Origin of the sequence: Georgenia sp. SYP-B2076 (genome assembly GCF_003991205.1) — a bacterium.
Taxonomy (GTDB): Bacteria; Actinomycetota; Actinomycetes; order Actinomycetales; family Actinomycetaceae; genus Georgenia.
This window is the reverse complement of sequence record NZ_RXOZ01000011.1, coordinates 402,745-428,341: the sequence shown is the minus strand read 5'-3', so window position 1 is coordinate 428,341 and position 25,597 is coordinate 402,745. Positions and strand designations below refer to the sequence as shown.

23 protein-coding genes are annotated in these 25,597 nt (G+C 74.3%); 8 read left to right on the top strand and 15 right to left on the bottom strand.

Annotated elements, in window-relative coordinates:
- Positions 1-235: 235 nt before the first annotated feature.
- Together EJK16_RS06770 and EJK16_RS06765 are read right to left on the bottom strand one after the other, a co-directional pair.
- Positions 236-1,504 carry a class I SAM-dependent RNA methyltransferase gene (locus EJK16_RS06770; RefSeq protein ID WP_127127580.1) on the bottom strand — a complete coding sequence of 423 codons (1,269 nt, stop codon included), beginning with the start codon at positions 1,502-1,504 and terminating at the stop codon, positions 236-238.
- Positions 1,501-3,486: an APC family permease gene (locus EJK16_RS06765; protein ID WP_205739653.1), complete on the bottom strand. Its 1,986-nt coding sequence runs from the start codon at positions 3,484-3,486 to the stop codon at positions 1,501-1,503. Before EJK16_RS06765 ends, EJK16_RS06770 begins: the two co-directional genes overlap by 4 nt.
- A 138-nt stretch (positions 3,487-3,624) precedes the next feature.
- Between EJK16_RS06765 and EJK16_RS06760 the strand changes: the two genes are divergently transcribed.
- Both EJK16_RS06760 and EJK16_RS06755 read left to right on the top strand, forming a co-directional pair.
- Positions 3,625-4,275 (top strand): TrkA family potassium uptake protein, encoded by a 651-nt coding sequence (locus tag EJK16_RS06760; RefSeq protein WP_127128019.1) that lies wholly within the window; start codon positions 3,625-3,627, stop codon positions 4,273-4,275.
- Positions 4,275-4,967: a TrkA family potassium uptake protein gene (locus tag EJK16_RS06755; protein ID WP_127127578.1), complete on the top strand. Its 693-nt coding sequence runs from the start codon at positions 4,275-4,277 to the stop codon at positions 4,965-4,967. Before EJK16_RS06760 ends, EJK16_RS06755 begins: the two co-directional genes overlap by 1 nt.
- On the opposite strand, the gene EJK16_RS06750 is transcribed toward EJK16_RS06755, so the two are convergent.
- From EJK16_RS06750 to EJK16_RS06740, 3 genes are read right to left on the bottom strand one after another with little or no spacing between them, the layout of a single operon-like run.
- Positions 4,909-5,721, bottom strand: coding sequence for a DUF3159 domain-containing protein (locus EJK16_RS06750; RefSeq protein WP_127127576.1), 813 nt, complete (start codon positions 5,719-5,721; stop codon positions 4,909-4,911). The genes EJK16_RS06755 and EJK16_RS06750 overlap by 59 nt on opposite strands.
- The gene (locus EJK16_RS06745; RefSeq protein WP_127127574.1) at positions 5,718-6,092 is read right to left on the bottom strand and encodes an OB-fold nucleic acid binding domain-containing protein; all 375 of its coding nucleotides are present in this window, start codon (positions 6,090-6,092) and stop codon (positions 5,718-5,720) included. Before EJK16_RS06745 ends, EJK16_RS06750 begins: the two co-directional genes overlap by 4 nt.
- Positions 6,089-6,826: a DUF3710 domain-containing protein gene (locus EJK16_RS06740; RefSeq protein WP_127127572.1), complete on the bottom strand. Its 738-nt coding sequence runs from the start codon at positions 6,824-6,826 to the stop codon at positions 6,089-6,091. Before EJK16_RS06740 ends, EJK16_RS06745 begins: the two co-directional genes overlap by 4 nt.
- 186 nt (positions 6,827-7,012) lie before the next feature.
- Between EJK16_RS06740 and EJK16_RS06735 the strand changes: the two genes are divergently transcribed.
- Complete coding sequence (locus EJK16_RS06735; RefSeq protein ID WP_240645824.1) at positions 7,013-7,507, top strand: DUF3093 domain-containing protein; 495 nt, start codon at positions 7,013-7,015, stop codon at positions 7,505-7,507.
- An 18-nt stretch (positions 7,508-7,525) separates the two neighbouring features.
- Here the strand turns inward: EJK16_RS06735 and EJK16_RS06730 are convergent, their stop codons facing one another.
- Together EJK16_RS06730 and EJK16_RS06725 are read right to left on the bottom strand one after the other, a co-directional pair.
- Positions 7,526-7,825: a DUF4193 domain-containing protein gene (locus EJK16_RS06730; protein ID WP_127127570.1), complete on the bottom strand. Its 300-nt coding sequence runs from the start codon at positions 7,823-7,825 to the stop codon at positions 7,526-7,528.
- Positions 7,826-7,999: 174 nt separating this feature from the next.
- Positions 8,000-8,863, bottom strand: coding sequence for an inositol monophosphatase family protein (locus EJK16_RS06725; RefSeq protein WP_240645823.1), 864 nt, complete (start codon positions 8,861-8,863; stop codon positions 8,000-8,002).
- A 150-nt stretch (positions 8,864-9,013) separates the two neighbouring features.
- Between EJK16_RS06725 and sepH the strand changes: the two genes are divergently transcribed.
- Complete coding sequence (sepH, locus tag EJK16_RS06720) at positions 9,014-10,210, top strand: septation protein SepH (protein ID WP_127127568.1); 1,197 nt, start codon at positions 9,014-9,016, stop codon at positions 10,208-10,210.
- A gap of 69 nt (positions 10,211-10,279) precedes the next feature.
- On the opposite strand, the gene EJK16_RS06715 is transcribed toward sepH, so the two are convergent.
- The 4 genes from EJK16_RS06715 to EJK16_RS06700 are packed head-to-tail and all read right to left on the bottom strand — an operon-like array spanning position 10,280 to position 15,541.
- Entirely contained in the window at positions 10,280-10,948 is a 669-nt protein-coding gene (locus EJK16_RS06715; RefSeq protein WP_127127566.1) for a thymidine kinase, read from the bottom strand.
- Positions 10,949-12,064, bottom strand: coding sequence for an alkaline phosphatase family protein (locus EJK16_RS06710; RefSeq protein ID WP_127127564.1), 1,116 nt, complete (start codon positions 12,062-12,064; stop codon positions 10,949-10,951).
- 50 nt (positions 12,065-12,114) lie between these two features.
- On the bottom strand, positions 12,115-12,696 hold the full coding sequence (locus EJK16_RS06705) for a DUF5998 family protein (RefSeq protein WP_127127562.1): 582 nt from the start codon (positions 12,694-12,696) through the stop codon (positions 12,115-12,117).
- Positions 12,697-12,700: 4 nt separating this feature from the next.
- Positions 12,701-15,541 (bottom strand): GNAT family N-acetyltransferase, encoded by a 2,841-nt coding sequence (locus tag EJK16_RS06700; protein WP_127127560.1) that lies wholly within the window; start codon positions 15,539-15,541, stop codon positions 12,701-12,703.
- Positions 15,542-15,658: 117 nt separating this feature from the next.
- Between EJK16_RS06700 and EJK16_RS06695 the strand changes: the two genes are divergently transcribed.
- On the top strand, positions 15,659-18,130 hold the full coding sequence (locus tag EJK16_RS06695) for a DNA topoisomerase (ATP-hydrolyzing) subunit A (protein ID WP_127127558.1): 2,472 nt from the start codon (positions 15,659-15,661) through the stop codon (positions 18,128-18,130).
- Positions 18,131-18,250: 120 nt separating this feature from the next.
- On the opposite strand, the gene EJK16_RS20505 is transcribed toward EJK16_RS06695, so the two are convergent.
- From EJK16_RS20505 to EJK16_RS06680, 3 genes are all read right to left on the bottom strand, one after another.
- On the bottom strand, positions 18,251-19,312 hold the full coding sequence (locus EJK16_RS20505; protein ID WP_127127556.1) for a GNAT family N-acetyltransferase: 1,062 nt from the start codon (positions 19,310-19,312) through the stop codon (positions 18,251-18,253).
- 96 nt (positions 19,313-19,408) lie between these two features.
- The gene (locus tag EJK16_RS06685) at positions 19,409-20,452 is read right to left on the bottom strand and encodes a GNAT family N-acetyltransferase (RefSeq protein ID WP_127127554.1); all 1,044 of its coding nucleotides are present in this window, start codon (positions 20,450-20,452) and stop codon (positions 19,409-19,411) included.
- Positions 20,453-20,597: 145 nt separating this feature from the next.
- Entirely contained in the window at positions 20,598-22,733 is a 2,136-nt protein-coding gene (locus EJK16_RS06680) for a type IIA DNA topoisomerase subunit B (protein ID WP_127127552.1), read from the bottom strand.
- A 197-nt stretch (positions 22,734-22,930) separates the two neighbouring features.
- Here EJK16_RS06680 and EJK16_RS06675 point away from each other — a divergent pair, with 197 nt between their 5' ends.
- The 3 genes from EJK16_RS06675 (at position 22,931) to EJK16_RS06665 (ending at position 25,158) form a co-directional block, all read left to right on the top strand.
- A complete protein-coding gene (locus EJK16_RS06675; RefSeq protein WP_127127550.1) occupies positions 22,931-23,146 on the top strand; it encodes a hypothetical protein in 216 nt (71 codons plus the stop codon).
- Between the two features lie 144 nt (positions 23,147-23,290).
- The gene (locus EJK16_RS06670; protein WP_164737214.1) at positions 23,291-24,109 is read left to right on the top strand and encodes a DUF1206 domain-containing protein; all 819 of its coding nucleotides are present in this window, start codon (positions 23,291-23,293) and stop codon (positions 24,107-24,109) included.
- Positions 24,110-24,117: 8 nt separating this feature from the next.
- Entirely contained in the window at positions 24,118-25,158 is a 1,041-nt protein-coding gene (locus EJK16_RS06665; RefSeq protein WP_127127546.1) for a GNAT family N-acetyltransferase, read from the top strand.
- 36 nt (positions 25,159-25,194) lie between these two features.
- Here EJK16_RS06665 and EJK16_RS20065 read toward each other — a convergent pair.
- Positions 25,195-25,597 (bottom strand): sigma-70 family RNA polymerase sigma factor (locus EJK16_RS20065; protein ID WP_240645822.1); only part of this gene is annotated, 403 nt, incomplete at its 5' end.

Sequence of the window (25,597 nt, the reverse complement as noted above, 5' to 3'; positions counted from 1 at the left end):
TCAAGATACTTCGGACGCGTGAGTGTGTCCACCGACACGCCCGGGCGACGGCGTTGCAGGCGGGGCCGACGGCGGAACGGGGTGGGGCAGGGCAGCCAGCAGGGCAGGAGGCGCGACGGCGCAGCCCAGCCGGGCGCGACGGCGCAGCCCAGCCGGGCGCGACGGCGCAGCCCAGCCGGGCGCGACGGCGCAGCTCACCTGGACGGGCTGCCCGGAGCCGGCGGGCCGTGCGCTCCTACGCCCGGCCGAGCGCCGCGACGACCTCGAAGTGGTGCGTGTGCGGGAACAGGTCGAAGGCCTTGATGGTCCGGACGACGTAGCCGTGCTCCCGGGCTGCGCGCAGGTCCCGCGCCAGCGCCGCCGGGTCGCAGGCGACGTGCACGATCGTCTCGGCGCCCACCCCGGCCACCGCGGCCATGACCTCCTTGCCCGCACCCACCCGGGGCGGGTCGAGCACGACGATGTCGCTGCCCGGACCGATCTCCCGGACGGCGGCGGCGTCCACGCGACCGGCCCCGAGGCGGACCGCCGGGTGGTCGTGCAGGTTGCGCCGGGCATCCCGGACGGCGGCGTCGGCGCCCTCGAGGCTGACGACGGAGCCCTCCTCCCCCACGACCCGGGCCAGCGGCAGCGTGAGCAGTCCCGCGCCGGAGAAGAGCTCGAGCACGCGCTGCCCCGCGGCGGGCGCGGCCGCGCCGAGGACAGCCTCGACGAGCGTGGCGGGCGCACGACGGTGCACCTGCCAGAACCCGGCGGCGCTGACCCGGTAGTCGAGGTCCCCCACGGGCGACGTGACGCGCTCACGAACGCTGCGGCGCGGCGGTCCGCTGCGCCGACGCAGCGTGACGGGCTCGCCGTCGACGAGAACCATCGGCTCGCCCACGCTCGGGGCCACGGCCTCGACGCGGGAGCCCGGGCGCCAGGCGCGCCGCCACGGCGAGGACTCCCCGAGGAGCTCGAGCGCCAGCAGCGCCTCGTCGGCCAGCGGCATCTCGCGCAGCGCGACGACGTCGTGGCTGCGGAAGCGGTGCATGCCGGCGACGCCCTGGGCATCGACGGTGAGGTCGATCCGGGTGCGCGTGCCGAGCCCGCGGCTCTCGTCGTCGCCGGGCAGGCCCTCGACCGGCACGGTCCCGGCGACCGCGGCGACGTCGTCGGCCACCTGCTCGCCACCGATGCGCCGGAGCGTGTCCGCAAGGACCTGCGTCTTCCAGCCGCGCTGGGCGCCCAGCGCGACGTGCGCGAGCTCCCCGCCGCCCACGCCGCCGGGGCCGGCCTCGGGCCAGGGCGACTCGACGCGGTCGGCCGACGCCTCGAGGACCTCGACTGCGTCGGCGCGCCAGTACTTCGAGCGCTGCTCGGTGATCCGCAGGCGTACGCGCTCGCCCGGGAGGGCGTGGCGCACGAAGGCGACGCGTCCGTCGTCGAGCCGGGCCACGCAGTGACCGCCGTGGGCGGGCGGCCCCACGGTGACGACGGGCGCGTCGGCGCCGGGCGCGGTCATCGCTGCACCGGCGGACGGATCGCGTCGTCGGTGGACCGGCTGAGGTCGGCCGGGGCGTCGAGGTGGTCGACGTCGTAGAGCTGGAAGGGCACCGAGGCCATGACGACGCCCGGGGTGAAGAGGAGGCGGCCCTTGAGCCGCAGCGCGCTCTGGTTGTGCAAGACCTGCTCCCACCAGTGACGGACGACGTACTCGGGGACGAACACGACCACGAGATCCCGCGGAGACTCTCTGCGCACCGCGCGCACGTGCTCGACGACCGGACGGGTGATCTCGCGGAACGGGGAGTCCAGGACGGTCAGCGGCACGGGGATCTCCGCGGCCTCCCACGCCCTCCGGAGCGCCTCCGTCTCGTTCGGGTCGACGTTGACGGTCACGGCCTCGAGCGTCGAGGGCCGGGTGGCCCGCGCGTAGGCCACGGCCCGCATCGTGGGCTGGTGCAGCTTGGAAACGAGCACGATGCCGTGCACCCGGGACGGCAGCGCCCGCGCCTCCGCGAGGTCGGGGACGGCGAGGTCGCGGGAGACCTGGTCGTAGTGCCTGCGGATCGCGCCCATGGTGACGAACAGCACCGCCATGAGGACGAGCGTGATCCAGGCGCCGTGGGTGAACTTGGTGACCAGGACGATGGCGAGCACGACGCCGGTCATCCCGAGCCCGAAGCCGTTGACGACCCGGGAGCGCCGCATGCGCGTGCGCTCCTTCGGGTCGGTCTCGGTGCGCAGGTGCCTCGTCCAGTGCCGCACCATGCCCAGCTGGCTGACGGTGAAGGAGACGAACACGCCGACGATGTACAGCTGGATCAGGCGGGTGACCTCGGCGTCGAACGCCACGATGAGCACGCTCGCGGCGACGGCCAGGGCGATGATGCCGTTGGAGTAGGCCAACCGGTCGCCGCGGGTGTGCAGCTGCCGCGGCAGGAAGCCGTCGCGGGCGAGGATCGAGCCGAGCACCGGGAAGCCGTTGAAGGCGGTGTTCGCGGCGAGCAGGAGGATGAGGCCGGTGACGACGGTGACGAGCACGAACAGGACCGGCACGTCATGGAAGACGGCGGCCGCGATCTGCCCGATCACCGGGTCCTGCAGGTAGCTGTCGCCGACCGGCCGGCCGTCCACGAGGAGCTGCTTGGCGGGGTCCTGGGCGAAGTGGATGTTCGTGGCGCCCGCCAGGAGCAGGATCGACATGAGCATCGTGGCGGAGATGGTGCCCAGCAGGAGGAGGGTCGTCGCCGCGTTCTTGGACTTCGGACGCCGGAAGGAGGGCACGCCGTTGCTGATGGCCTCGACGCCGGTGAGTGCGGCCGCGCCGGAGGAGAAGGCGCGCAGCACCAGGAATGCGCCGGCGAGCCCCACCAGGCCCTGGTCGTAGGCGGCGTCCGGCGCCAGCTCGAACGCCGCGGACGCCGCGGGCCGCAGCGTGCCGGCGGCCTCCTGGATGAAGCCGACGATCGCCATCAGGCCGATGCTGCCCATGTAGAGGTACACCGGGATGGCGAACGCGGTGCCGGACTCGCGGATGCCCCGCAGGTTCAGCATGGCGAGGACGACGACCAGCGTCACGGCGATCGTGGTCTCGTGCCCGGCCGCCGCCGGCAGGGCGGCCGCGAGGTACTGCACGCCGGACGACATCGAGACCGCCACGGTCAGGACGTAGTCGACGAGCAGCGCGCTGGCCACGGTCAGGCCCGCGCGCGGCCCGAGGTTCTCGGTGGCGACCTCGTAGTCCCCACCGCCGGAGGGGTACGCGTGCACGGTCTGGCGGTAGGACGCGACCACCGTGATCATGACGACGATGACCGCGAGGCCGACCCACGGCGAGAGGGTGATCGCGGCGAAGCCCGCGAGCGAGAGGGTGAGGAGGATCTCGTCGGGGGCGTACGCGACCGACGACAGCGCGTCGGAGGCGAACACCGGGAGGGCGATCCGCTTGGGGAGCAGCGTGGCGCCCAGCCGGTCGCTGCGCATCGGCCGCCCGACCAGCATGCGCTTGGAGAAGCCTGCGATGTCCGGCACGAAGCACCATGTTAGGCCCGCTCCGGCGGACCCGCCGCCACGGCGACCGACACCGTTACCAGCGACGACGCGCGGGCGGTAGCGTCAGGCCTCGTGCACTTCGTCATCATGGGCTGCGGCCGGGTGGGAGCCTCCCTGGCCGAGCAGCTCGAGGATCATGGCCACTCCGTGGCGGTGGTCGACCAGAACCCCGAGGCCTTCCGCCGTCTCCCGGCGGACTTCGAGGGACGCCGCGTCACCGGGCTCGGCTTCGACCGCGACGCCCTGGCGCAGGCGGGCATCGAGGACGCCTACGCCTTCGCGGCCGTGTCCTCGGGTGACAACTCCAACATCATCGCCGCGCGGGTGGTCCGCGAGACGTTCGGGGTCCAGAACGTCGTCGCCCGCATCTACGACCCCCGCCGCGCCGAGGTCTACCAGCGCCTGGGCATCCCCACCGTGGCGACCGTGCGCTGGACGGCGGACCAGGTGCTGCGGCGGCTGCTCCCGATGGGGGTGGTCTCCGAGTACCAGGACGCCTCCTCGACGGTGTCGCTCGTCGAGTGCGACCTCCACACCGCCTGGGTGGGGCAGGAGGTCACCCGCCTCGAGCACCTGACCTCCGCCCGCGTGGCGTACCTCACCCGGCGCGGCCGGGGCCTGGTGCCCGAGTCCCGCACGATCGTGCAGGAGAACGACCTGGTCCACCTCATGGTGGCCACCGAACGGATCGGCGTGGTCCAGCGCGTGCTGGCGGCACCGCCGGCGAAGGAGGAGTGATGCGCGTCGTCATCGCCGGAGCAGGGTCCGTGGGCCGCTCCATCGCCCGTGAGCTGCTGGGGCACGGACACCAGGTCACGCTCATCGACCGCCAGCCCGCCGCCATGCGCGTCGCCAGCGTCGCCCAGGCGGAGTGGCTCCTGGCCGACGCCTGCGAGCCCGCCGCGATGGTCGAGGCGCAGGTGTCCGAGAGCGACGTCGTCGTCGCGGCCACGGGCGACGACAAGGTCAACCTCGTCGTCTCGTTGCTGGCGAAGACCGAGTTCGGCGTGCCCAGGGTCGTCGCCCGCGTCAACAACCCGAAGAACGAGTGGATGTTCGACGAGGCGTGGGGCGTGGACGTGCAGGTCTCGACACCGCGGATCATGACGTCCCTGGTCGAGGAGGCCGTGAGCGTCGGGGACCTCGTCCGCATCTTCCGGTTCCACCAGTCCGGCGCGAGCATCCACGAGATGACCCTGCCGCCGCACTCCCCCGTGGTGGGGCGGCGCGTCGGTCAGATCGTCTGGCCGCCCGAGACGGTGCTGGCCGCGATCATCCGGGCGGACCGCCCCATCGCGCCCAGCCCGGACGACACCCTCGAGGTCGGGGACGAGCTCCTGATCGTCGTCTCGGCTGAGGCCGAGTCGGAGCTCAGCGTTCTGCAGGAGCTGTTGAACCCTTCACCAACACCCATGTTGCCCACAGAGTGAGCCCCCACAGGGGCAGGCCCATCGCCAGGCGGGCGGTGCCGAGCCACGCCACCTCGGCGCTGACGTACAGCGGGACCTGCACCGCGAGGCGGACGAGGAACATCCCGACCCACAGCCACGTCGCCAGGGCGTAGCGCCCGCGGAGCGCGCGCCGCGCGGGGTCGGTGCGCCAGGACATGTCCTGGCCCTTCAGCAGCGAGACGACGACGCCGACGGCCGGCCAGCCGAGCAGGAGCGCAAGGGTCAGGCCGACGGCGTAGGCGCCGTTCGTCCACAGCCCCATGGCGAAGTAGTTCGCCGCCTCGCCCGAGCGCCACGCCCACACGACGCCGACGAGGACGCCGATCAGGCCGCCCGCCGCCTGGGTCAGCGGGGTGCGGGCCACGAGGCGCAGCACCATCGCGAGGACCGCGACGGCGAGCGAGGCGATCAGGGGCGGGAGCAGCTCCCTCGTGGCGATGAAGACGACGACGAACACGAGGCCGGGCGCCATGGACTCCACGAGGCCACGCACCCCGCCGATGGCCTCGGCGAGCGAGAAGTCCTCCCCCATCACCTGGCTGAGGCCGGAACGCTTCACCGCGGCCGCGGCGGGGGCGCCTGGCTGCAACGGGGCGTCGGGGGCGCCTGGCTGCGCGGTGTGGGGGGCGCCTGGCTGCGGCGCGGTGTCGGGGAGGTCTCGCCCCCGTGCTGCGCCGTCGGGGCCTGCGTCGTCGCGGGCTGCGTCGTCGGGGACGGCGCGGGGAATGGTCATGCGTTCTGCCCCCGTGGGATCAGCTCGTAGGAGGGGTTGAAGATGGTGCGGTGACCGGCGTCCTCGTAGACCATGCCCTCAGCCACGAGGCGCCGCCCGGGCTCGATCCCGGGGATGTCGTGCCGGCCCAGGAACACCAGGTCGATGCTTCCCGAGCCGTCGAAGAGGCGCGCGACCAGCGCGGGGGACTGTCCCCGCGGTCGGTACGTCAGGGCCGAGATCGCACCGGCCACGACCGCGCGCCGGCGCGGGACCAGCTCGGCCACCGGCGTCGCGCCGTGGGCGGCGCTCGTCTGCCGCTCGTCGTCGGCGTGGAGCTCCTCGCGGGAGGCGGTCAGCCCGTGCAACAGCTGACCGAGGCGGCTGCTCATCGCACTTCCGTGATCTCCGGGCCGCGGCGCAGGACGTCGGGACCGGGCCCGGCCTGGGCCGGCGCCTGGGGCGCGGGGGCCTGCCCCGGGGCGTGCAGCACCAGCACGTCGCGGGGCGCGCGGGCCTCGGCCCCGCGCACGACCACCACGTCGGCGAGGACCTGCTCGAGCTCGGCGGCGGCCTCGGCGTCGACTGCGGCCTTGCCGGTCAGGACCGCGCGGAGGAACCAGCGGGGTCCGTCGACGCCGATGAAGCGGGCCGGACGGTGCGTCGTCTGCCCGTCCTCGCCCTTGACGGGCAGGCGGGTGAGCAGCTCGCGGCCGAAGGTCCCGTCGGTCTCCCCCGCCGTCCCGCCCTGCTTCGCCACCGACTCGGCGATCTCCCCGCGCAGCTCGTCCCAGATGCCCAGGGTCCGCGGTGCGGCGAACACCTGCAGCTGCATGGCGGAGCCGGCCAGGCCGAGGGTGACCGCGACGATGGTCTGGGACTTCTTCTCCACCTCCAGGCGCAGCTGCATCCCGGGGCGTGCCGGGATGCGCAGTGCGCCCAGGTCGAGCCGGGCGCCGAGCTCGGGCTCGTCGACGGCATCGTGCGGGCCGTGCGCGGGCGGCTGGGCGTCGGCGTCGACGCCCGCGGCGGGGGCCTCGTCGGCGGCTGGCGCGACCGCGCCGCCGTCGGGCGCCGTGGGCTCGCCGGCGGTGGCGGGGCGCTTGCGGCGCGTGAACAGGCTCATCAGGGATCTCCTCGGGTGCTCCGTGCCCACGGTCGGCGCCTGCGGGCGGGGTCGACTTTACCCGCGACCGCAGGGTGCCGCGGATGGCTGCCCACGCCGCGCGCCCGCGACGCCGCTCGCCAGGTCCGCGATGCGGCGGAGGGTTGCCCATGCCGGCCGGGCCGCGCGGGCTGGCAGAGTGGAGGGGTGGAGACCTCCCCCGTGACCCGGACCGCCCTCTATCGCGAACGGCTGCGGCCGTCGGCCGGCCTCGCCGTCATCCCGGTCGTCGCCGGGGTCGGGACCGCGCTGGCGTTCACGCCGGTCGACGTGACCGCGGCGGTCGTCCTCGGCGTCGTGGTGGCCGTGGCGGTCTCGGTGCTCCTGGTCGCCACGTCGCCGGTCGTGGCGGTGGTCCGTGGCGGCGAGCCCGGCGACGGCGGGGCGGAGGGCGCACCACGGCTGCGGGCCGGGCGGGCCGTGATCCCGGTGGACGCCCTCGGCGACCCCGAGGTGCTGGACGCCGACGCGCTCACGCGGGCGCTCGGTCCGGAGGCGGACGTGCGCGCCTGGGTGTGCCACCGGCCCTGGGTCCGCACCGCCGTGCGGGTCCCGGTCACCGACCCCCGGGACGCCACGCCCTACTGGCTGATATGCACGCGCCGGCCCACACAGCTGATCGCTGCGCTGGGCCGGCGCTGAGGTTGCTCGTGGGTGGGGTCAGGCCGCGCACTCCGAGCAGACGAGCTGCCCGTTGTCCTCGTAGGCCAGCTGGCTGCGGTGATGCACCAGGAAGCACTTCGCGCAGGTGAACTCGTCCGCCTGGCGGGGCAGCACCCGCACGGAGAGCTCCTCCCCGGACAGGTCGGCGCCGGGGAGCTCGAACCCCTCGGCGGCCTCGGTCTCGTCCTCGTCCACGACCGCCGAGTTCTTCTCGGCGCGTCGGGCCTTCAGCTCTTCGATCGAGTCCTCGGTGGAGTCCTCTTCGTTCTTGCGCGGTGCGTCGTAGTCGGTCGCCATCTCGGCGTCACGCTCCGGTTCTTTCGGGGGTGTGTGAGTCAGGTCTGTGGCACTTCTGCCGCACCCCGAGAAACGTCCTGGGGGCGTCTTTGTTCCCGGGGTCACCGGATTGTGCACCATCGGCAGCCGAACTGCTAATGGTCCGGCCGCTCTCGCCCTGGTTGGTGAGAGACCTCACATGGTGGCGGGCGCCCCGGCCGCCTCGAGGGCCGCGGTGAGCTCGGCGACGAGCGGCGCGGCCCCGGCGACCGTCATCGCCTTGGACGCCGGCAGGCCCGACAGGCCCTCCACCGTGCCGCCGGCCTCGGTGACGACGAGGGTGCCCGCGGCCACGTCCCACGCGTTGAGGCCCCGCTCGTAGTGCGCGTCGAGGCGGCCGTCCGCCACGAGGCACAGGTCGATCGCCACCGACCCGATCCGGCGGATGTCCCGCACCTGCGGGAGGATCTGGGCCACGATCCCGGCCTGCTCGCGCCGGCGCTCCTCGGTGTACCCGAACCCAGTGCTCACCAGCGCCTGCCCGAGCGGGACGGCGTCCTTGATGCGCAGCCGCTCGCCGTCGCGCCACGCGCCGAGGCCGCGCCCGGCCGACCAGGTGGTCCCGGCGGTGACCGCGTGGACGCAGCCGGCCAGCACGGTCCAGGTGCGGGGGTCGGGCGCGCCGCTCACGACGGCGACGGAGACCGAGTACGAGGGGATGCCGTAGAGGAAGTTGACCGTCCCGTCGATCGGGTCGACCACCCAGGTGAGCCCGGTGGTGCCGGCGACCGCGCCGTCCTCCTCGCCGAGGAAGGCGTCACCGGGCCGGGCCTGCGCGATGCGGGTGCGCAGGAGCTGCTCGACCTCGCGGTCCACGGCGGTGACGACGTCGTTGACGGACGTCTTCGTGCCGGCGACCGCCACGCCGCTGCCCGCCGCCCTGACGTGGTCGCCCGCCTCGCGGGCGAGCCGTTCGCACAGCGCCATCAGCTCCTCAATGCCGTCCGGCGACTGGCCGGCCGCGCCCTGGGACTGTGCCGACGTGCTGTGAGAATTCACTTCGTGCCTCTCGCTCCATCTCGGTGACGCCGCGACCGGCGCCCTGGTGACCATTGTCAAGCACCCCACACCGAACACACCGCCGCCAATCCTCGCCGCGCGGCGGTGCGGATGGCACCCTCGTGGGGAGAACCTCGAAGGAGGACCCCCATGGTTGAGCTCGAACTGCTCGGGCTGCACGGCGACGGCGAACACCTCACCCTCACCGACGGTGACGGTCGGCGCTACCGCCTCGCGATCGACGACGCCCTGCGCGCCGCCGTGCGCCGCGACCGCCCGGGCCTCGAGGCCCTGCGAGCCGCCGGGGAGTCCGCCCTGCGCCCCAAGGAGATCCAGTCCCTCATCCGCGCCGGCGCGAGCGTGGAGGAGGTGGCGGAGCGGTCCGGCCTCACGGTGGAGCACATCCGCCGCTACGAGGGCCCGGTGCTGGCGGAGCGCGCGTGGGCGGTGCAGCAGGCCCAGGCGCAGCAGCTCGGGCACGAGCCGGACGCCCCGCACCTGGGCGAGCTCGTCGTCGACCGGCTCGCGGCCCGCGGCGTCGACAGCGACGCGCTGGAGTGGGATGCCGTGCGCCGTCAGGGGCACCCCTGGGAGGTGATCGTGACCTTCGTGGCCGGTGGCCGCGAGCGTGAGGCGCGGTGGCAGGCCGACCTGGCCGCCAGGACGCTCCACGCCCTGGACGACGAGTCCCGCTGGCTCTCCGAGACCGAGGTCGGCCCGATGGCGCAGCCGCGCCGCCACCTCACGCCCGTCGGGTCCGTCCGGCCGCGGGTCTACGACGCCGAGGCCGACGACTTCCGGCCGCTGCCCGGTGGCGGCACGTCGAGCCCGTCCGCCCTCTCGCCCCTCACGACGGCCGCCACGCCTCCGGACGTCGGGGACGGCCAGTCGGACCCGACGACGGACGCGCTGCTCGCCGAGCTCTCCGCGCACCGCGGCACGCGCGTGCTCCTGCACGAGGTCGACGACGACGAGGACGACACGGAGCTCTGGCGGGACGCCCACGGTGCGCACCCGGCCGCCTCCAGGCCCGAGGAGGCCACCGACGCGCACGTGCTCTCGCTGCCGCGGCGCGAGCTCGGCGGCGCGGAGCCCGGGCCCGACGCCCCCGGCACCACCCCCGCCCTGCCCGCCGAGCAGGCGCCCCCCGGGGTGCGGGAGGCGATCGAGGGCACCCACGACGCCTCCCCGCACGACGAGGACGACCGCGCGCCGGCCTCCCGCGCCGAGGACGACGCCGGGCCGGGCACGGCGGCCGAGCCGCCCCCGCGCCGGCGTCAGCGCAGCAGCGGGCGGCGCAGCGTGCCGAGCTGGGACGAGATCGTCTTCGGCGCCAAGCCGGAGTAAGGGAGGCCGCGGAGGCCATGCGCGCCCGCGCGGGTGTTCGCGGCGCGCCGCCGCTCTCGGCGGCCCCCCTCAGGCGTCCAGCGGGAGCGTGAGCGGGCTCAGGCTCGCCGCCTGGGCGCGGGCGGAGGTCACGCGGCGCAGGTGGTGCAGGCGGCACAGCACCTCGTAGCCGACCTCGCCCGCGGCCTGCGCGGGCGCCTCGCCCATCTCGGAGGTGTCCCCGACGACGACCTGCTCGCCCTCGGTGACCATCACCCCGCCGACTGTGCGTGCGTTGTGCGTGGCGCGGGCGCCGCACCAGCACAGCGCCTCGACCTGCAGGCGCTCCACCCGGTCGGCGAGCTCGAGCATGCGGGCCGAGCCCGGGAACAACCGGGTCCGGAAGTCGGTCGTGATGCCGAACGCGAAGACGTCCACGCCCATCTCGTCGACGAGCCGGGCGAGCTGCTCGACCTGCGCCTCGGTGTAGAACTGCACCTCGTCGCAGATGAGGTAGTCCACGCGCCCGCCCCTGGTGCGCCGTCGCACGACCTCGTCCCAGAAGTCGGTGCCGTCGGTGACCTCGACGGCCGGCACGGCCAGGCCGAGGCGGGAGGAGATCACGGCGGTCCCGGCGCGGTCGTTGCGGGAGAAGATGAGCCCCTCGCGGCCGCGGGCGGCGTGGTTGTGATCCATCTGCAGGGCGAGGGTGGACTTGCCGGAGTCCATCGTCCCGGAGAAGAAGACGAGCTGGGCCACCTAGACCACCGTCCTGACGAGCGGGACCAGCATCTCCTCGCGTGTCAGGGACCCGTGCATGCCCACCATCGTCAGGGAGGCCGGGGACTGGGTCCGTGAGTCGACCACGGCGTGGCGCCCGCGCATGAGGGCGACGACGTCGCCGACGGCGTCGAGCCGGTCGGGGGCGACGTCGCCGAGGAGCCCGCGTGCGACCAGCTCGTCGCGCTCCAGCACCCAGGCGGTCTCCCCCAGCTCCTCGCGCCACCGCGCGGCGACGGCGGACGCCGTGCCCGCCGCCGTGTAGACGTGGTTGGCGCGGGGCTCGCCGGCCACCAGGTCGACGTCCTGGGCCAGCGCGGGCGTGTGCGCGACGTCGACCCGGTCCGTGACGTCCACCATGCCGTGGTCGGCGGTGATGATCAGCAGCGTGCCCCTGGGCAGCGACCGCGCCAGCCGGGCCAGCTCGCCGTCGGCCGCCGTGACCTCCTCGCCCCACTGCCACGAGCCCCACCCGTGCTCGTGGCCGACGTGGTCCACGTCGCCCCAGTAGAGGTAGACCGCGGCGACGTCCGGGCGGCGCAGCTGCGCGGCCGCGGCGTCCACCCGCTCGGCGAGGGACTCCGCGGAGACGTTGCGCATGCCGCGCAGCGCCGCCTCGGTCAGGCCCGAGCCGACGAAGCGGGCGGGGCCGACGCTCACGACGTCGGGGAGCTCCTCCCCCGCCGCGCGCCGGGCGGTGAGCTGCTCGAACAGGGTGTCGTGGCGCTGCCACGCCCGCGGGCTCAGGCTCGTGCCGTCCCAGCGGATGAGGTTGAGGACCCCGCCCGAGGAGGGGTCGCGCACCGAGTACCCGAGCATGCCCGTGACCCCGGGGAGCTCGCCCGTGCCGACGGCGGTGATCGCCGCGGCGGTCGTGGATGGGAAGGTGCTCGTCAGGGTGAGGGAGTCAGGCAGGTGGGAGCGCAGGAACGGGGCGTGCCCGCCCCGCTCCGCGAGCATGCGGGCGCCCAGGCCGTCCACGAGCACCACGCACACCTTGGCCGCGGTGGGCAGGCCGAGGACCTCGCGGTCGGCGGCGCTCGGGCGCCCCGAGGAGGTGGTGCTCAGCCCCACCGCGTCCAGCGCGGCGGGCATCACGCCGCGCAGATGGAGACCGTCCGGGGCCGGTGGACACAGGTCCGGGGTCACGCCCGGCCCGCGCTCCCGGCCGTGGCGGCGGACAGCGCCCTGGCGAAGTCGAGCGCGCCGGTGAGCGCGTCCGCGCCCTCGGCCTGGGCGCTCACGCGCACCTCGAGGCCCTCGGGGGTGATGGTGCCGATGTAGCCGTGGTCGGCCTCGCACTCGGGGTCGTCGCAGTGGTCGGGCTTGAGATCGACGCTGTCCGCGGTGCCCCAGCTCACCGCGACGGTGAGCTCCTGGGTGCGCATGCTGCGGGTCCGGGCCGGGTCGCTGACGCCGTGGGTGAGCGCCACCGAGCGGACCTGGTGGAGCGGGACCGACTCCGTCGTCGCGAGGGCCGAGGGGCGGCCGTCCGGGCCGGGGCCGTCGTCGACGTGCGCGAAGACGAGGCGCGTGGGGGTCAGCACGAGCGTGGTCAGGTGCCGGAAGACCTCCGCCTCGTCGAAGGTGGTCTCCGGGTGCACCAGGTAGGAGACGACGGGTTCGTCGGCGAGGGCGACGTCGATGACACGGGCGACGAGGTCGGGGTAGTAGCCCGCCAGATCGAGCTCGGCGCGCAGCTTCTGGGCAAGGTTGAGGTCCGGCACCCGGCTATTCTCCCACCCGCCGGGCGCCGGCGTCCCCAGCCGCCCCGGCGGCCTCGCCCGCGGGCACGCTGGACGGCTCCTCGCCCGCCGGCGCGGCCTCCGTCGCGGGCGCCGGGAGCGTGCGACGCCCCGCGTCCTGGCGAAGCGGATGCCCCAGCGTGACGACGACGGACGCGATGTTCACGCCCTGCTCGCCCACGATCACGGGGTTGAGGAGCACCTCGGCCACCTCGGGCAGGTCGTCGGTGAGCATGGAGACCCGGGCGACGACGTCCTCCAGCGCGGCCACGTCGACGCTCGGCAGGCCGCGGTGCCCGAGGAGCCGCGGGGCGGCCCGGACCGAACGGACCATCTCGTGCACGTCACGGGCCGTCAGCGGCGGGATGCGGTAGGACACGTCACCGAGGAGCTCGGTGGCGTCGCCGCCCAGCCCGAAGGCCACCACCGGCCCGTAGAGGTCGTCCTCCGTGGCCCGGACCACGCAGGCCACGCCCGGCTGCGCGAGCGCCTGGACCTCGAACGTCGTGGCGCGACCGAGCACGTGCAGCGCGCGCTGGCGCATGTGCTCCATGGCGTCGCGCAGCTCCCTGGCGTCGGCGAGGTCCAGGCGGACACCACCGAGGTCGGCCCGGTGCCGCAGCACCTCGTCGGAGGTCTTCAGCGCCACCGGCCAGCCGATCTCCTCGGCGGCCGCGACCGCCTCGTCCTCGTCGGTGACGGGGGTGGCGGGCAGCACGTCGATGCCGTAGCAGCCCAGCAGCGCGATCGCGGTGGCGGCGTCGAGCCTGCGCCGCTCACCGGGGGGCAGGGCGGCGAGCGGGTCGGACAGCACCCGGCGGGCGGCGGCCGGGTCGATACCGGACGGGTTGACGAGCGGGTCACCCGCTCCGGTGCGCCAGGTGGCGTAGCGCACCGCGCCGGCCAGCGCCGAGGCCGCGTCCTCGACCGTGGCCATCGACGGCACGACCGCGCTGCCGGAGGCCAGCTCCTCGGTGAGGCCGTGCAGGCCGTAGATGCTGGCCACCCAGGTGCGCCCGTCCGCGGCGGCCGCCCGGGCGACGGCGGCCGCGACGCCCGCGTCGGTCACGCCGAGCGGTGAGGTGTGGGCCACGATCACCGAGTCGAAGTCGTCGCGGGCGGCCAGGTCACCCAGCGCCTCGGTGTACTCGGCGGCGCCGGCCAGCGGGGTCAGGGTGACCGGCGCGCCGGCGATCTCAAGGCCGTGGGCGCGCAGCACCTCGGCGACGAGGGCGGCCAACGACGGCGAGGAGGACACGATGGCCGTGCGCGGGCCGGCCGGCAGCGGCTGGGTGACGAGCAGGGCGGCGACGTCCAGCATCTCGCGGACGGTGCGGGCGCGGACCAGCCCGGCCTGCCGCAGCATCTCGGTGAGCACCCGCTGCGGCTGGCGGGAGGTGCGCACGGCATGGCCCGGTGGCGTCGCCTGCCCCGTCTGGCCGGAGATCAGGGCGACGACGGGCCTGCTCGCCGAGAGCCGTCGGGCCACCCGGGAGAACTTGCGCGGGTTGCCGATGGACTCCAGGTAGACGGCGCCGACGGCGGTCGCGTCGTCGGTGGACCAGAACTGCAGCGTGTCGTTGCCCGAGACGTCCACGCGGTTGCCGGAGGAGAGGAACGTGGCCACCGGGAGCCCGCGGCGGGCCGCCGTCGAGCGCAGGGAGAGCCCGGCGGCCATGGACTGCGCGAACAGGCCGAGGCCCCGGCCGGGCGGGCTCGGCACGACGGGGTCGTCCTGCTCCGTCCACAGCGAGGCGTTGTAGCGCCCGTGCGGGCCGTGGCCCACGACCCCAAAGGACGCCGGCCCGACCAGCCGCATCCCCGCGGCACGGGTGCGGGTCAGCAGCTCGCGCTGCCGCGCCATGCCCGCGGCCCCGGACTCGCCGAAGCCGTGCGAGAGGACGACGAGGGCGCGCACGCCCAGCGCGGCGAGGCCGGCCACGGACCCGACGACGTCGTCGGGCGGCCCTGCCACCACGGCCAGGTCGACGGGACCGGGCACGTCGGGGAGCGCGGCGTGACGGCGCACGGCCGCCGCGGCGTGGGGACCGGCGTCGTGGGGACCGGCGTCGTGGGGGCCGGGGTCCTCGGCCAGCCCCACGAGGTGGACGGGCCCGGAGAACGAGCCGCCGGAGAGCGAGCGGGCCACCTGCCGGGCGAGCACCTGCCCCTCCCCGCCGGGCTCCCCCAGGGCCAGGAGCAGCACCGACCCGGCCTGCATGAGCCCGCGCATGCTCCGGGCCTCGGCGTGGCGCTCGCGCTCCGCCATGACGCGCCAGGACCGCTCGGTCTCCTCGATGCTGAACTCGACGCGGATGACGCCGTCCTCGAGGCGCTGCTCGACGTCGTAACCGGCGTCGGAGAAGACGCGGATCATCCGGGCGTTGGACGGCAGCACGTCCGCGACGAAGCGGTCGACACCGATCTCGCGGCCGGCGGCGGCCAGGTGCTCCAGGAGCACCGACCCCAGCCCGCGGCCCTGCTCGGTGTCCGCCACGTAGAACGCCACCTCGGCCTCACCCGGCGTGACGACGTCGAAGCGGCCCACCGCGCGGATCTCGCTGCCGTGCACGAGCACGAGGGCCACGCGGTCGTGGTGGTCCACGTGGGTGAATCGGTAAAGGTCCTTCTCGGCGAGCCGCTTGAGCGGGGCGAAGAAACGGAAGTACACCGACTGCTCCGACTGGCCCAGGTGCATGCGCTGCAATGCATCGGCATCGTCCGGCCGGATCGGCCGGATCTGCATCGTGGCGCCGTCGCGCAGCGCCACGTCCGCCACCCAGCTCCAGGGGTAGTGCTCGTCCGTGCCCACCGCGCCGGCCTCCATACCCGCCGAGCCTAGCGGCACGGTCCCACAGGCCGGCGGGGGCATCCCCGGCGACGAGGCCAACAACACGCGCGCCACTGGTCCGCGACGGGCCGAAAATCGGGGACAATCGCCCCCATGGCCCGGAAGACCCCGACGACACCACCTGCCCTCGTCCACGAGAAGATCGTCGACATCGACGTGTCCGCGGAGATGCAGGGCTCGTTCCTGGAGTACGCCTACTCCGTCATCTACTCGCGGGCGCTGCCCGACGCCCGGGACGGCCTCAAGCCGGTGCAGCGGCGCATCCTCTTCCAGATGGACCAGATGGGCCTGCGGCCGGACCGCGGGCACGTGAAGTCCGCCCGCGTCGTCGGCGACGTGATGGGCAAGCTGCACCCGCACGGCGACACCGCGATCTACGACGCGATGGTGCGCCTGGCGCAGCCGTTCTCGCTGCGCCTGCCGCTGGTGGACGGCCACGGCAACTTCGGCTCGCTCGACGACGGCCCCGCGGCGCCGCGGTACACCGAGGCCCGGATGGCCCCGGCGGCGCTGGCGATGACGGCGGACCTGGGCGAGGACGTCGTCGACTTCGTCCCGAACTACGACAACCAGCTCACCCAGCCCTCGGTCCTGCCCGCGGCCATCCCGAACCTGCTCGTCAACGGCGCCACCGGCATCGCGGTGGGCATGGCCACGAACATGCCGCCGCACAACCTCATCGAGGTCGTCGCCGCGGCCCGGCACCTCATCGCCCACCCGGACGCCACGCTCGAGGACCTCGTCCGCTTCGTCCCCGGCCCCGACTTCCCCGAGGGCGGAAAGATCATCGGGCTGGAGGGCGTGCGCGACGCCTACGCCACCGGGCGCGGGAGCTTCCGCACCCGCGCGACCGCGCGGATCGAGAACATCACCCCTCGGAAGAAGGGCATCGTCGTCACCGAGCTGCCCTACATGGTCGGGCCCGAGCGGGTGATCGAGAAGCTCAAGGACGCCGTCCAGGCGAAGAAGCTCCAGGGCATCGCCAACGTGCAGAACCTCACCGACCGCCACCACGGCCTCCGCCTGGTCATCGAGATCAAGAACGCGTTCAACCCCGAGGCGGTCCTCGAGCAGCTCTACCGGTACACGCCGATGGAAGAGTCCTTCGGGATCAACAACGTCGCCCTCGTCGAGGGGCAGCCGCGGACGCTCGGCCTGCGCGAGATGCTGGTCGTCTACGTCGACCACCGCCTCGTCGTCGTGCGCCGCCGCACCGAGCACCGCCTGGCCAGGGCCACCGAGCGCGCCCACCTCGTCGCCGGCCTGCTCATCGCGATCGCGGACATCGACGAGGTCATCGCCGTCATCCGCTCCTCGGACGACGCGGAGGAGGCCCGGTCCCGGTTGATGTCGGTGTTCGACCTGTCCGAGCCGCAGGCCGAGTACATCCTCGCCCTGCGCCTGCGCCGCCTGACGAAGTTCTCCCGCCTCGAGCTCGAGACCGAGCGGGACGAGCTGGCCGCGCAGATCCTCCAGATGCAGGCCATCCTCGACTCCGAGGAGCGGCTGCGCGGCGTGGTCTCGGACGAGCTCGCGGACGTCTCGGCGCAGTTCGGCACCCCGCGCCGCACCGTCCTGCTCGAGCACGCCGGCGGCCCGGCCACCAGCGCCACCGCGGGCCAGCCCACCGGGCGCTCCGGCGGTGCGCTGCCCCTGGAGGTCTCCGACGACCCGTCCTGGGTCCTCCTCTCGGGCACCGGCCTGCTCGCCCGCACGTCCGACGGCGACGCCCCACTGCGCAGCGGACCGCGCTCCGCCCACGACGCGATCACCCACGCCGTGCCGGCCACCGCGCGGGGACAGGTCGCGGTCGTCACGTCCGCGGGGCGCCTCGTGCGCCTGGACGTCCTCGACGCTCCCGCCCTGCCGTCCACCGGCGCCGCACCCGGCCTGTCCGGCGGGGTGCCGGTCACCGAGCTCGTCACCCTCGAGCGGGACGAGCAGGTCGTGGGCCTGGCCCGGCTCGACGCCGCCGCGCCCCCGTTGGTGCTCGCGACCGCGCAGGGCGTCGTCAAGCGCGTGGGCGGCGAGCACCCGGGCAACAAGGACGCCTGGGACGTGATCGCGCTGCGCGACGGCGACCGGCTCGTGGGCGCGGGTCACGCGGACGACACCGACAAGCTCGTCCTCGTCACCTCCGACGCCCAGCTGCTCCGGTTCGACGCCGACGCCGTGCGCCCGCAGGGGCGCGCCGGCCAGGGCGTCGCGGGCGTGCGCCTCGCCGAGGGGGCCGCGGTGATCTACCTCGGTGTCATCCCGGCCGACGAGGTCTCGGCCTCCGTCGTCGTCACGGTCGCCGGCACCTCCGGCGCCCTGCCCGGCACCGTCCCAGGCAGCGCCAAGGTCACCCCGCTGGACCGCTATCCCGCCAAGGGCCGGGCGACAGGCGGGGTGCGCGCGCACCGCTTCGTGCGCGGCGAGGACTGCCTCCAGCTCGCCTGGGTGGGCACGGAGCCGGCCCGCGCCGTGGGCTCCGGCGGCCAGGCGGTCTCCCTGCCGGCGATCGACGAGCGTCGCGACGGCTCCGGGCACGCGCTGCCGGTCCCCGTCGCCGCGATCGGCTGACCGGCCCCACCCAAAGCCGGTGAGCGGTCAAGTCCTAGCAAACCCGCCTCCGCCTCCGCTGGAGCTGCGAGGACTTGACCGCTCGAGCCCAAGGGTGCGAGGACTTGACCGCTCGCCGCGTTAGATCTCGATGGTGTACATCGCCGATCCCCGGGTGCGCTCGTACCCGAGGTGGGCGTACAGGGGCACCGCGCCGGTGGGGTTGTCGGTGTCCACGTCGAGGCCGGCGTACTGCATGCCGTCGGCGGCGTAGGCGCGCATGGCCTCCGTCAGGAGCGCCGTGGCCAGGTGCCGGCCACGCCACTCCCGCAGCACGCCCATCATCTCCGTGTAGCCCTCCGACCAGCCCAGCGCCGGCCAGTCCTGCGCGTAGCGCCCGGAGATGAGGTAACCGGCCACCCGGGCGCGGTCAGAGCTGCGGTCCAGCGCCACGAAGCTCCAGGACGGGGCGAAGTGGGTGCGGCCCTGCTGCCAGCTCTCGATGGTGTGCGGCTGCGAGCCCCACTCCTCGCCGAAGGCCTTGTTGTGCGCGCGCCGGACCGCGTCGTCGAGGTCCGGGGACCACGGCACGATGCTCAGCTGACCGTCGAGGGAGACCTGCGGGATCGGCACGCTGAGGTCCCGGCGCATCTCCATGTACCAGCGGCGCGGGCTGAACCCCCGCGCGGTGAGGAGCGCCTCCAGGGTGTCCATGCCGTCGTCGACGTGCACGACGATGCGGGCGGGGGCCTCCTTGCCGGTCTCGACGAGCATGGTGCGGGCCCGGGCCACCTGCCAGTCCATCAGGGCTGAGCCGGCGCCGTGCCGGCGCCAGCCGGGGTCCACGCCCCCGGAGCAGAAGGCGCGCAGCAGCGTCACGTCCCCGTGGGGGATGCGCACGAACCCGAAGGCCCGCAGGACGCCGTCCGCGTCCCAGGCGCCCATCGCGCTCCAGGCGTGGCTCGTGTCGAAGTACTCGAGCACCTCCTCCGCCGAGGTTCGGTACGGCGGGTTGTCAGCCTCCTCGATGCGGTCCACCAGCGCGGTGAGCCCCCGCCGGTCCTCCTCCCCCAGGGCGCGCCACCGGAGCCCGGCGACGCCGTCCGGCACGGGCACCGTCAGGGGCACCTGGGCCCGTTCGGCCAGCGGGCCGCGGGCCCCGGAGGGCGCGGCGCCGTCAGGCCGGGGGGCGGGGGTGGACATGGCTGTGACCCTACGTGGTCGCCGGCGCGGGCGTCACGTCGGCCCGGCCGGGTGCACGGCGAGGGCGCGCCGCGCGTGTGGCGGGTGGCCGGCACCTCAGATCTCGATGGTGTAGAGGATCTGGGCGCCGTGGTGCTCGTAGCCGAGCCGCTCGTAGAAGTGGTTCGCGCCGGAGGGGTTGACCGTGTCCACGTCCAGGCCCGCGGACTCGATCCCGTCTGTCGCGAGCGACTCGATGACGGCGACGAGCAGCGCCCGGGCCAGCCCCTGCCCCCGGTACGGCCGCCGCACACCGAGCACCTCCGTGTAGCCCTCGGTGAATCCGAGCCGGGCCCAGGCGTGCTCGTGCCGGCAGGTCATGGCGTAGCCGGCGACGTCGACGTCGCCGTCGGGCCCGGTGGCCAGCGCGACCTTCGACCAGGTCGGTGCGAGCTCGCGGTGCAGGATCGCCCAGCTCTCGGGCGTCAGCGGCTGCGAGCCCCAGTGGTCCGCGAAGGCCTCGTTGTGGGCGTGCCGGACGGCGTCGTCGAGGTCCGGGGCCCAGTCCACGATGCGCACGCCCTCGGGCACCGCGGTCTCGGGCAGCGGCGCGGCGACCGGGCGGCGCATCTCCTGGAAGACCCGCTTGGGGCTGAACCCGGCGGCGACGTAGAGCTTGCGCCGGTCGGTGAGGTGCTCGTCCACGTAGGCGCCGATGCGGGCGGGCAGGTCGCGACCGTCCGCCGCCAGCAGCTGGCGTGCCCGGGCGTCCTGCCAGTCGAGCAGCGCCCGGCCGATGCCCCGGCCGCGCCAGGCGGGGTCGATGGACGCGGTGAGGAAGGCGCGCAGGATGTCGACGTCGCCCTGGGGCAGGTAGACGACCGCCATCGCCCTCAGCTCGCCGTCGACGGCGAAACCCCCGAGGGAGTCGGTGACCCTCTCGCGCTCGTCCCCCAGGACGTCGGCGACCTTGGCAGGGTTGAGCTCGGTCACGGGCCGGTCGACCGCGGCGCTGCGCTCCGCGAGGGCCAGCACGGCGGGCGCGTCCGCCGGCGTCAGGGCGCGCCAGGTCAGGCCCAGGTGGGGGGCGGGCAGCTCCGCGGTGGCCGGGACATGGAGTCGCTCGGCGAGCGGCCCCTGTGGTCTGACGGGGGTGGGCATGACCCGATCCTAGGGGCCCGACCCAGGCGGCCTCCGTGTCCGCGGACGCCGCCGGGTGTGAACCTTCTCGCCCCGGCCCGGAACGCTGCGGGGTCAGGCGGTAAGGCAGGCGCGGACCGGGAACCGCCACCCACCAGCGTCCCTGTCAGGCGTCGATGCGGTCGCGGTCGATGTGGTCGGCGCCGGCGACGATGAAGTCCTTGCGGGGGGCGACGTCGTTGCCCATGAGCAGCTCGAAGACGCGCTCCGCCTCGAGGAGGGAGGCCTCGTCGGCCATGGAGATCCGGCGCAGCGTCCGCCGGGACGGGTCCATGGTCGTCTCGGCGAGCTGGTTGGCGTCCATCTCCCCCAGGCCCTTGTACCGCTGGATCGGCTCCTTGTAGCGCCGGCCGCTGCGCTCGAGCTTCTTGAGCAGGGCGTTCAGCTCCGCCTCGGAGTAGGTGTAGACGACCTCCCCCTTCTTCCCGCCCGAGCCGGCCATCTCGACGCGGTGCAGCGGCGGGACAGCGGCGAAGACCCGGCCGGCCTCGACGAGGGGCCGCATGTACCGGAAGAAGAGGGTGAGCAGCAGCGTGCGGATGTGGGCGCCGTCGACGTCGGCGTCGGTCATGAGCACGACCTTGCCGTAGCGCGCTGCCTCGACGTCGAAGGTCCGCCCGGAGCCCGCCCCGATGACCTGGATGATCGAGGCCACCTCGACGTTCTTGAGGATGTCGCCGGGCGAGGCCTTCTGGACGTTGAGGATCTTGCCCCGGATGGGCAGCAGGGCCTGGTAGTCGCTGGAGCGCGCGAGCTTCGCCGTGCCCAGGGCGCTGTCCCCCTCGACGATGAACAGCTCGGTGTGCTCGACGGCCTCGCTGCGGCAGTCGGCGAGCTTGGCCGGCAGCGTCGAGGTCTCCAGCGCGTTCTTGCGGCGCGAGATCTCCTTGTGCAGGCGCGCGGAGACGCGGGCGCGCATCTCACCGATGACCTTCTCCAGGACGGCGGCGGCCTGGGTCTTCTCCGACCGCTTCGCGGACGTCAGCAGCGCCGTGAGCTCCCGCTCGACGACCTTGGCGACGATGCCGCGCACGGGCGCGGTCCCCAGCACCTCCTTCGTCTGCCCCTCGAACTGAGGCTCGGGGAACCGGACCGTGACGACGGCGGTCAGGCCGGCCAGCACGTCGTCCTTCTCGATCTTCGGTTCCTTGGCGGAGACCTTGAGCCGGCGCGCGTTGGTCTCGATCTGCTTGCGCAGCGTCTTGAGGAGACCCTGCTCGAAGCCGGCGAGATGGGTGCCGCCCTTGGGGGTGGCGATGATGTTGACGAAGGAGCGGACGGTGGTGTCGTACCCGATCCCCCACCGCAGGGCCACCTCGACGTCGCAGCTGCGAAGGACCTCCTGCGGGCGCAGGTGGCCCTTGCCGTCGAGCTGCTGGACGACCTCGGTGAAGGTCTCGGTGCCGCGCAGGCGCCAGGTGTCCGTCACGGAGGCGTCCATGGCCAGGAAGTCGGCGAAGTCGGCGACCCCGCCGTCGTGGCGGAACACCTCCTCGACGGTGCCCTGCTCCCCCGGCGTGCCGGGCAGGCGGCGCTCGTCACGGACGCGCAGCGTGAGTCCCGGGACGAGGAAGGAGGTCTGGCGGGCCCGGTCGATCAGGTCGTCGTAGGAGAACTGGGCCGACGCCGGGAAGATCTGCCGGTCCGCCCAGTAGCGCACCCGTGTGCCGGTGCGGGTGCGCGGGACCTTCCCGGCGACGGCGAGCTCGGAGGCGTTCTCGAAGGCCTCGAACGGGGCGTCCGGGGAGATGCCCTTACGGTCGTCGAACGTGCCGGGCTCGCCCCGCATGAACGTCATCCGGTAGGTCTTGCCGCCGCGGTCCACCTCGACGTCGAGCCGGGCGGAGAGGGCGTTGACCACCGAGGCGCCCACGCCGTGCAGGCCACCGGAGGCGGCGTAGGAGCCGCCGCCGAACTTCCCGCCGGCGTGCAGCTTGGTGAAGACCACCTCGACGCCGCTCAGGCCCACGGACGCCACCGTGTCCACGGGGATGCCGCGACCGTCGTCGCGCACCTCGACCGAGCTGTCCGGGTGCAGGACGATGTCGATGGTGCTGGCGTGCCCCTCGAGCGACTCGTCGACGGCGTTGTCGATGATCTCCCACAGGCAGTGCATGAGGCCGCGGGAGTCCGTCGAGCCGATGTACATGCCGGGGCGCTTCCGCACCGCCTCCAGCCCCTCCAGCACGGAGAGGTGGCGGGCGGTGTAGCTCGATGCGGCGTTCGCGGTAGCAGTCGACACCCGGCGATCTTAGGTTTCTTCGGGCTCCGTCTCGTGCACCGACCCGCTCCCTGGGGAAAATGTGGGCAAGATCCGCACTCCCGGGGCGCCGGGGACGGGACGTTGGGCCCTTGTCCGGGCGGGCCCGAAACTACGCCGGCAGCGAACCGGGCGTCCCTCGTGGTACCGATTCGCGCTCGGGATGGTTACATGCTGATGTGACTGCTACGACTGCTGCCCCGACCCTGACCGCCCAAGACCGATGTGACGCGTGCGGCGCCCAGGCGTACGTGCGCGTGCAGCTCGAGTCCGGCGAGCTGCTGTTCTGCGCCCACCACGCCCGCAAGCACGCCGAGGCTCTCGCCGGGGTGGCCACGTCCATCCAGGACGAGACCGACCGACTGTACGAGGACAAGGTCAGCGAGACGCGCTGACCGCCTCAGCGAGGAAGGCCGCCACCCCACCGGGTGGCGGCCTTCCTTGTGCGCCACGGCGCCCGCACGTGCCGACCGGGCGCCGGCATGCTCCTGCCACGCCCTGCACGTGCCGACCGGGCGTCGGCATGGTTCCGTGAACCCATGACACCAGCACCGACGGCCCGCGGGGCCGCGGACCGGGCGCGCGCCTCGGCCAGCGGCGGGTGGCTGCACACCCTCGGCAAGGCGGGCTACGCCGCCCAGGGCGTCCTGTGGTTCCTGCTCGGCTGGATCGCCCTCCAGCTGGCGCTCGGCTCCTCGGGCGGGGCGGAACCGAACCAGCGCGGCGCGCTCGGCAAGCTGGCCGCGAGCGGGCCCGGCCGGGTGCTGCTCGTCGTCATGGTCGTCGGCCTGGTCGCCTACGCCCTGTGGCAGCTCGTGGAGGCGATCTGGGGCCACCGCGGCAAGGAGGGGCGCCGGCGCGTCGGCAAGCGGGTGGGCTCCTTCGTCAAGGCCCTCGTGGCCGCCGGCTTCGCCGCCACCGCCGTCCAGCTGCTGTCGAGCCACCATGCCGGCGGCGGCGCGGAGGAGGACGTGACCGCGCGCGTGCTCGGCGCCCCCGGCGGTGCGCTGCTCGTCGGCGCGGCGGGCGTGGTGCTGGTGGTCCTCGGCGGGTACTGGGTCACCAAAGGGGTCACGGCGTCGTTCCGCGAGAAGCTCGAGCCGGGCGTCGACCGCCGGGTCATCGGTTTCGGCCGCGTGGGGCACGTGGCCAAGGGGTTCGCCGTGGGGGTCCTGGGCGTCCTGGTCATCCTCGCGGCCGTGCGCCACGACCCCCAGGAGGCGGGCGGTATCGACGCCGCGCTCACCGCGCTGCTGGCCCTTCCCGCCGGCCAGCTGCTGCTCGGCGCCGTGGCGCTCGGTCTGATGCTCTTCGGCGTCTTCCAGGTCCTGGCCGCCCGCCACCTCGTGGAGGGGTGAGCGGCGGCATGGCCGCGGAGGCAACGTTCGACCCCGAGGTCCGCCTCACCGGTGGGTGGGCGTCGCGCGTGCCCGACGAGCGCGACATCGCCGTCCTCGCGGAGCTCCGGGCCGCCGTGACGCGGCGCGCCACCGGCCTCGGCGCGGTTGACGTCGCGCCGGTCCTCTCGGAGGTCACCGAGGCCGGCTCGTGGACGCGTCGGCAGCGCGTGGCCCTGGACCCGTCGGGCCGGGTGCGGGCGTGGGCGTCCGCGCACGACCGCGCCGCGGGCCGCGCCCTGGTGCAGCTCACCGTCGACCCCGCGCTGGACGACGGCGACGCGGACGCCGTCGCCGCCGCCCTGCTGACCTGGGTCGAGGAGGTCAGCCACGGCATCCTCGCCGTCCGGCACCTGGACGTCACCCAGCTCGACGCCGGCGCCTACGCCGACGACCCGCGCCAGTCCCGGTGGCTCGCGGCCGCGGGGTACGTGCTCGCGCGCCGCTGGCTGCAGATGCGACGCCCCGTCACCGCCCGGGACCTGGAGCCCGGGGCGCTGCCCGCGCCGCGTCCGGGTGTCAGCGTCCGGCGCGTGGAGCGCCGCGCGAACGGGCTGCCCGTGGCCCGGGACGTGCAGCTGGCGCACCGGGTCCTCGAGGAGTCGTTCGCGGACCACTTCAACTCCTACCGTGAGAGCTTCCCGGAGTTCGTCCACCGGCTCATGGAGAACCCCGGGCACACCTGGGACCACTGGTGGCTGGCGTTCGTCGAGGTCGACGGCGCGCAGCTGCCCGGCGGCGCGCTGGTGAGCACGGTGCTCCCGCCGGACGCCGACGGCGTGGCGGGCAGCTACGTCGACTACCTGGGCGTCCACCGCCGCGCCCGTGGCCGCGGGGTGGCCAAGACGCTGCTCGGCACGGTCATCGCGGACACCGCCGCGCGCGGCCGCCACCGCCTCGGCCTGGAGGTCGACGCCGACTCCCCCACCCACGCCGACGGCCTGTACCGCGCGCTCGGCTGGGACACCGCCTACGTCACGCAGTCCTGGCACCGGGACCTGCGGCGCTGAGGGCGCGCCAGCCCGGCGCGCGGCCGCGCTCGCCGATCAGTCCAGGTAGTCGCGCAGGACCTGGGAGCGGCTGGGGTGGCGCAGCTTGGACATGGTCTTGGACTCGATCTGGCGGATCCGCTCGCGGGTGACGCCGTAGACCTTGCCGATCTCGTCCAGGGTCTTGGGCTGGCCGTCGGTCAGGCCGAAGCGCATCGAGACGACGCCGGCCTCCCGCTCGGAGAGGGTGTCCAGCACGGCGTGGAGCTGCTCCTGGAGCAGGGTGAAGCTCACCGCGTCCGCCGGGACCACGGCCTCGGAGTCCTCGATGAGGTCGCCGAACTCGCTGTCGCCGTCCTCGCCGAGGGGGGTGTGCAGGGAGATGGGCTCGCGGCCGTACTTCTGGACCTCGACGACCTTCTCGGGCGTCATGTCCAGCTCCTTGGCCAGCTCCTCCGGG